This is a genomic window from candidate division WOR-3 bacterium (assembly GCA_039801905.1).
Taxonomy (GTDB): Bacteria; Hydrothermota; Tepidihabitantia; order Tepidihabitantales; family JBDRVQ01; genus JBDRVQ01.
The window spans coordinates 42,389-48,388 of sequence record JBDRVQ010000011.1; the positions used below are offsets into that span (position 1 = coordinate 42,389).

Here is a 6,000-nt window from a genome sequence, read left to right on the forward strand (position 1 = left end):
CTTCTATTCCATTCTTCCGCCACTTGCTCGGAAGTCTTTCACCTCAGGTATTTTAGTAAACTCATAAAAAATCTGCTCGGTAAAAGAGTTTACCCGATTCCTTAAAAAACTTTCCCAATCAAATTTCTCGCCTTCTTTCCTTTCCTCTTTCCCTTCGCTGAGAATGATAAATGCTGCCCAATCGGTGATGATTAAAGGCGCCAACTCCCCGGGTTCTAAGGCATAGACAGCACCGGCAAATTCCGGTCCTTCGGTCTGCCGGCAGATTTGAAAAGAATTAAATTCCTTAGTCTGGTATTCTAAACTCTCCTCCTTTGCCACCTCTTCTAAGGAGCGTCTTAAAAGAACCTTATCGTAAACCTTCTGCGCATACTCTTCCAGTTTCTTTTTATCTTTCTCCCTCTTTACTCGAAACTCTATCACATTCTTCACTTGCTCAAAAGGTCGGTATTGAGCCTTCTCTAATTTTTCCAGATGGAAGATGTAATATTCATTTTCCCAGCCCCTTAATGGTTGGGAAACTGAGCCGGGTTTAGAGTTAAAGGCAAACCATTCCAATTGGCTGGGACTGGCTAATCTGGGCCAGGAAAGCCCCCTTCCCTTAACTAAGGGGGGTAAAGGAATGGGAAAGAGGCCATAACTTTTGGCTACGGTATCAAAACCATCAACCCCTGCCTTTTCAATAAAGGTGCGCATTGAATCGTAAATCGCTGCCAAGGTAGAAGAAGAGAGTTTAATTCGGGATGTAATCCTCTTTATCTTTACACTATCCTTTTCCACCTGTTCTACCTTAATAATTTGATAAGTATCACCCCGCTGGAAGATATTGGAAAACTTATTGACCGGAACCCCTTTAATTATTCTTGTCAGATTGGTATCAATCTGGGAAAATTTGAGCCAGAAGGAGAATGTATCCTGTGGATTATCACCGAAATCCATTACCGTTAAGACAAAATCCTCCCCACCCTGCAGTTGCCGGTAGGCATCTTCAATCGCCTTTTTTGCCTCTTCGGAATCTGCCGGTGAGATTCTTACCGGGAAGACCAAACATTTCAGAGTGGCAGAAGGTTTAATCTCAAAATCCTTTTTATTTTTCTCATAATAATCCCTCAACTCCTTCTCAGTCGGTTTTTCCTCGGAAGAAGAAAATTTCTGGAGGCTGATTTTAATGTAGGAGACCCGGACCTTCTTATTATCTAAACTCGCCCTCTCTTCCACTTCGCCGCTCGTTACCCGAAAGGATGACTTGACATCAATCCGGAATTTCTCCTTCGGCAGAACTTCAAATAATTCCCGGGCATAAAGGGTAAAGTATTCCTGATTCTCTCGACTTTGCAGTAAAGCCAGATATTTTTGGTAATCAAAATTACCCGCGGAATCTCTCAATTCCGGTCTTTCCAATAATTCCTGAGGGGGATTTGCCTTCATTATCTCATAAATCTCTTGCCCGGTTACTGTGATCCCGGCTTTCTTTAAGACCTCTTCCCAGTTTTTTTCTTGGACCAGATACTGCCAGGTCTGATTTTCCAATGCCAACCTCTCCTCTTCGGAAATATCCTTAGCATTCTTTTCTCTTAGGGTTCGGTATAAAAGATAGTTATAGGCATTCTGGTATTCGGTGAAGGTAACTGGTTTCTTCCCCACATAACCCAAGATCCCTTTTTGTAAAGGCGAGCGACTGAATCTTCCCGCGCGCAATAGTTGCCAGACCTCAGAAAGTAAAAAACCACCGACAAAGGCAAAGGCGACAATAAACATTATCACCTTAACTCTCTTTCGTAATTTAGAAATCATAACCCATTTTATCCAATTTCTCCCAAAAGTCAACCCGCTATGGATTTAATCCATAAGGATTTTATAAAAGGCTTCCGCCCTAATTCCAAAGTAAAATAAAAATGTAAAAATTACGAAACCACAGATTCTCACGAGATTAAAAGAGAAAAATCTATGGTAATCTTGTGGTTAAAAAATGAATTATGATGGCAATTGACTTTGGCAAAAATTTATCTATAATAGATTTTTTATGAATAAGACATTAAGTGAGATTGAAGAGAAAAGCGGGCAAGTAATCTCCGCTTGTATCCAGTGCGGACGGTGTTCTGCCGCTTGTCCTTTAAGCAAATTTATGGACCTACCACCGCGCACTACTATTTTCTTTCTTCAAATTGGTGAAATAGAAAAAGTTTTTTCAACTCGCGGTTTCTGGTTTTGTGCCTCTTGTCTTTCCTGTGGCGTCCGTTGTCCCAAAGAGATTGACTACTATAAAATTGCCGATGCTTTGAGGCAGATCTATTTAATGAATAATAAAACCGAGCCCATCGTCTCTCCGGACAATCTTAATAAAGAGATTTTAGAAGAAGCACCCCAGCAGTTATTCATCTCCGCCTTTCGGAAATGGACGAAATAAGATTGAAAATTTGGGAGGAAAGGTATGCTTATCACTAAAATCTTTTTTAGCAAATTACCATCTTTTACTTTAACTTTTAGCCTCTTCGGTATTTGCTATACCATACCAACCGGTGTCTGGCTAATTCTAACCTTTTTAAGAAAATGGCGGAAAGGGAAAGAAGGAACTTGGCTTTATCTCTTACTTTTCGGGGCTACCCTTTTCGGCGTTATTGACCATCTCTGGAACGGTGAAGTCTTCCTCATCGGCGAAAACCCCTTAAAAGACATCGCCTTGGGTATAGTAATTACCCTATCGGTATTTGCCGTTTGGGGAATAATGGTCTTTGTCCACCGGAAAAAGGCTACCTTGGCGAAGAAGTCGGTAAACTGATGAAGGAATTTCCCTATTATCCTGGTTGTACCTTATATACCAAAGCCAAAGGTTTAGATTTATCCCTCCGGTTAATCTCAGAAAAATTGGGTTTCCGCCTAAAAGAACTCACCACCTGGAATTGCTGCGGGGCAATCTATAACGAAGTAGAAAATGATATCACCGCGCACATCGCCCCTTTAAGAAACTTAATTCAAGCCAAAAAGGAAGGGGGGGATAAATTAGTAACGACCTGTGCCGCCTGCTACAATGTCTTAAAGCGGAGTCAGAGTTTTGTCTTCTTGGAGAATAATCCGGAGATAAAAAAAAGAGTTTCTGCCTATCTGGAAGATGAGATTGGTGATTATAAAGGAGATATTGAAATCCTCCACTACTTGGAACTCTTAAAGCAGGAGATTGGTTTTGAGCGGTTAAAGAACGGCAAGAAATTAAATGGCTTAAAGGTCGGCTGCTATTACGGTTGTCTTTTGACCCGCCCGCCCAAGGTCTTAAAATTTCCCTTAGGGATAATGGAAGAACTATTTTCCCTTCTGGGCGCCGAAATCGTTGAATCTCCCTTTCGGGAATATTGTTGCGGTGGTTATACTTTACTAATTAGTAAAGAAGGAACCCGGGAGTGTGTGGCGAAAATCTTAAATAGTTTTTCTGATGCCGAAGTGATTATCACCTCCTGTCCCTTATGCCTTTACAACCTTGACAAATTCCAAGATGGTCCAAACCGACCAATTCTCTATTTCAGCCAACTCTTAGGAGTTCTTTTTGACCTAAAAGAAGAAGTTTTGAACTTCCAAAACCATTTTGTTGACCCCAGACCAATCTTAGAAAAGAGGGGGCTTTATGGAAAAGTTTGAACCAAAGTTAATTGGCTTTCTTTGCAACTGGTGCAGTTATGCGGGGGCTGATTTAGCGGGCACCTCCCGAATATCTTATCCACCCAATCTACGCGTTATCCGGGTGATGTGTTCCGGTTATGTTGACCCCCAATTTGTCTTAAAGGCATTCGCCTTAGGTTTTGATGGTGTTCTGATTGGTGGTTGCCATCCGGGTGATTGCCATTATCAAACCGGAAATTATAAAACCCTGCGCCGGATGAAACTCTTAAAGAAACTATTAAAGCAACTGGGGATTGAAGAAGAGAGGTTAAGGGTGGAATGGGTCTCCGCCTCTGAGGGTAAGAGGTTCGCGGAGGTGGTTAGTGATTTTACCGAAAAGATAAGAAGTCTCGGACCATTAAAATAACTCTTTTCCCTTAAACTGGCAAAAATTATATGAGAAAAAACTTAATCCTTCTCACTAATGATGATGGCATCTTTTCTTCTGGTTTATCTCTTCTTTATCAGATAGTTAAAGATTTAGCCCCAACTCGGGTTTTTTCCCCCCTTACCAATCAGTCCGCCGCCAGTCATTCCTTCACTTTAAGAAAGCCAATAAAGGTTTGCCGAATGAAGAAGAATTGGTTTGGAGTAGAAGGGACGCCAACCGATTGTGTTCTGGTTGCCTATCATGGACTTTTACGCAAAAGAATAAGTTTGGTCATCTCTGGGATCAACGACTCTCCCAATCTCGGTGAGGATGTCTTATATTCCGGGACAGTGGCGGCGGCGATTGAAGGGACAATTTTGGGTATCCCATCATTTGCCTTATCGGTATTAGATAAAAACTCTCTCCCACCTACCCAAAAGATAAAAAGTTTTATCACCTCTTTAACCCGAGACCTCTTAAAAAATGGGTTGCCGAAAAAGACCCTATTAAATATCAATATCCCCGCCCAAGAGATAAAAGGGATAAAGATAACAACCTTGGGCAAAAGAATCTATCGGGATATGGCGATTGAAACGAAAAACGAGAAGAATGAAATCTGTTATATCATTGATGGTTCAATGGACTACCAACCGCATCGGGGAACGGATTTTGAAGCGGTCTATTCCGGTTATATCTCCATCACCCCTCTCCATCTGGATATGACCCACTACCAAGAACTAAAAACCTACGAAAGAAGATTTAAGAAGATTATTAAATTCTAACTTAGATTATCCGCTTGACTTTCTAAAAAAAGTTGTTATAATAAATAAACCAAGGTTAACCTTGGTGAAGAGATAATGAGAGAGATGATAGAGAAGGGAAAAGAAAAAAAATTTTACCCATTCTTTTTCTACCAGTGGACCAGATTTTGGGGCACTGGTCTACTGGTTAATTTTTGCCCCGGTTCCCTTTCTACGGCGGGGGAAAGGGAGTCAAAAAAACCCGCCTTGGAGGTAAACTATGGTTAAACGCATCACCTTAACGATCGCAGTCGCCTTTTTGTTTGCGATTGCCATTGAGGTCCCTGGTCTAATCAATTACCAGGGGAAATTGACCAACGCCTCAGGACAGCCTCAGCAGGGAACTTTCAATATGGTCTTCTCCATCTACGATACAGAGACCGGTGGTAGCGCCTTATGGGAAGAGACCCAGAGTGTGACTACTGATGCCCAAGGACTTTTCAATGTCCTCTTGGGTAGTGTCAACCCACCGGTTGTTATTCCCGAAGGACCGGATTGCTACTTAGAGATCACAGTGGAAGGAACTACTTTAACGCCGAGGCAGAGGATTGTCTCCAATGGTTATTCCTATTATGCCCAGACCGCAGAAGATGCCAATAAACTCGGTGGCATTGCTGCTGGTAATTATGCGGTTCTGCCGATTGAGACCGATGAGATTCAAGATGGTGCGGTAACAAATGCCAAAATCGCCGACAATGCGATAACTTCTGATAAAATTCAAGATGGACAAATCTTCAATGATGACTTAGCGGACAATGCGGTAACGACCGGAAAGATTCTTGATGGGACAATCCAAATGGCTGACCTTAGTTTCACCCCAGCCACAAGACCACTCTCCCCTGGTGTCTCAACCGCCGAGATTCAGGACAATGCGGTAACTTCGGCAAAGATTCAGGATGGCACAATCACCACTGCGGATATTGCTGCCAATGCCATTCACACTGTTGCCCAATCCTATCAGAACCCACCATATTACACCTGGACTCTTACCACCTCCTGGCAGACAATTCCTTCTTATCCCGTTTCCCTCACCTTCACAACCACTGGTGGTCCTCTTCTCATAAATGTCTCAATCAACGGCATCGCCCAAGGTTATACCACTTACCCAATGGACTTTATTGTTGGACTCTTCCGAGCCGGAACTCTAATCGCTTCAGCGCGAAGTCATGCCGCTTATAT

General features: G+C 42.4%; 8 protein-coding genes. 7 read left to right on the plus strand and 1 reads right to left on the minus strand.

What is annotated here, in order from left to right; translation table 11 throughout:
- Positions 1-3 precede the first annotated feature (3 nt).
- On the minus strand, positions 4-1,794 hold the full coding sequence (locus ABIL00_03425; protein ID MEO0109810.1) for a peptidyl-prolyl cis-trans isomerase: 1,791 nt from the start codon (positions 1,792-1,794) through the stop codon (positions 4-6).
- A gap of 229 nt (positions 1,795-2,023) precedes the next feature.
- Here ABIL00_03425 and ABIL00_03430 point away from each other — a divergent pair, with 229 nt between their 5' ends.
- The 7 genes from ABIL00_03430 to ABIL00_03460 form a co-directional block, all read left to right on the plus strand.
- The gene (locus tag ABIL00_03430) at positions 2,024-2,407 is read left to right on the plus strand and encodes a 4Fe-4S dicluster domain-containing protein (protein MEO0109811.1); all 384 of its coding nucleotides are present in this window, start codon (positions 2,024-2,026) and stop codon (positions 2,405-2,407) included.
- Between the two features lie 24 nt (positions 2,408-2,431).
- Positions 2,432-2,779, plus strand: a complete 348-nt coding sequence (locus ABIL00_03435) for a hypothetical protein (GenBank protein MEO0109812.1) — start codon at positions 2,432-2,434, stop codon at positions 2,777-2,779.
- Positions 2,779-3,630, plus strand: coding sequence for a CoB--CoM heterodisulfide reductase iron-sulfur subunit B family protein (locus ABIL00_03440; protein MEO0109813.1), 852 nt, complete (start codon positions 2,779-2,781; stop codon positions 3,628-3,630). Before ABIL00_03435 ends, ABIL00_03440 begins: the two co-directional genes overlap by 1 nt.
- Positions 3,617-4,018, plus strand: a complete 402-nt coding sequence (locus tag ABIL00_03445; GenBank protein ID MEO0109814.1) for a hydrogenase iron-sulfur subunit — start codon at positions 3,617-3,619, stop codon at positions 4,016-4,018. Before ABIL00_03440 ends, ABIL00_03445 begins: the two co-directional genes overlap by 14 nt.
- Positions 4,019-4,047: 29 nt before the next feature.
- Positions 4,048-4,803 (plus strand): 5'/3'-nucleotidase SurE, encoded by a 756-nt coding sequence (surE, locus tag ABIL00_03450; protein MEO0109815.1) that lies wholly within the window; start codon positions 4,048-4,050, stop codon positions 4,801-4,803.
- A 75-nt stretch (positions 4,804-4,878) separates the two neighbouring features.
- A complete protein-coding gene (locus tag ABIL00_03455; protein ID MEO0109816.1) occupies positions 4,879-5,049 on the plus strand; it encodes a hypothetical protein in 171 nt (56 codons plus the stop codon).
- Positions 5,042-6,000: hypothetical protein (locus ABIL00_03460; protein ID MEO0109817.1), on the plus strand; the 959-nt coding region annotated here is incomplete at its 3' end. The genes ABIL00_03455 and ABIL00_03460, both read left to right, overlap by 8 nt.

Bases quoted from the DNA above. Each gene is read 5' to 3' on its own strand.
- ABIL00_03455 (MEO0109816.1), top strand. From the start codon at position 4,879: ATGAGAGAGATGATAGAGAAGGGAAAAGAAAAAAAATTTTACCCATTC.
- ABIL00_03425 (MEO0109810.1), bottom strand. From the start codon at position 1,794: ATGATTTCTAAATTACGAAAGAGAGTTAAGGTGATAATGTTTATTGTC.
- ABIL00_03445 (MEO0109814.1), top strand. From the start codon at position 3,617: ATGGAAAAGTTTGAACCAAAGTTAATTGGCTTTCTTTGCAACTGGTGC.
- ABIL00_03430 (MEO0109811.1), top strand. From the start codon at position 2,024: ATGAATAAGACATTAAGTGAGATTGAAGAGAAAAGCGGGCAAGTAATC.
- ABIL00_03435 (MEO0109812.1), top strand. From the start codon at position 2,432: ATGCTTATCACTAAAATCTTTTTTAGCAAATTACCATCTTTTACTTTA.
- ABIL00_03440 (MEO0109813.1), top strand. From the start codon at position 2,779: ATGAAGGAATTTCCCTATTATCCTGGTTGTACCTTATATACCAAAGCC.
- surE (MEO0109815.1), top strand. From the start codon at position 4,048: ATGAGAAAAAACTTAATCCTTCTCACTAATGATGATGGCATCTTTTCT.